Annotated in this window: 1 pseudogene; it reads left to right on the plus strand. The window is 41.3% G+C overall.

The features are described 5' to 3' along the window. Nucleotides 1-120: 120 nt before the first annotated feature. Nucleotides 121-446, plus strand: a pseudogene (locus tag ACYVRA_RS09075) (tetratricopeptide repeat protein); the annotation flags it as partial.

Here is a 446-nt window from a genome sequence, read left to right on the forward strand (position 1 = left end):
AATAACCGTCGTTATCTTTCAATATTATATAAGACTGTATGTAGATATTATTTGAAAAGACTATAAGAAATTATAAAGGCTTTCCTTGTTTTTGCCATGATAGGTACGGTGTTTTATTTTGTGTATAAGCGCGTAAACACAAAAACCCATAGGGAATTGGTCAAGCGCATCGGGGAATTAAGTCCGAAAGGCGGTCCGCCTGAAACCATTGACGGTTTAAGAAAGGCAATCGCGTTATATGAAGATCAGATCGAAAGGAACGTAAGGGAAGGCGCTCAAACCGGAGTTTACTGGAAAATACTGGCGATAAGGCTCGCTGACAAAAATATGCACAACGACGCGCTTAACGCGTTTGAAAGGGCGATTTATTATAATACCGAAGACCCGACTATTTATGATTTAACGGGCGTTTCAGCCGCGTCAGCCGCAAAATCGCTTGTCGGATT

This window comes from Treponema sp. R8-4-B8 (assembly GCF_054786175.1).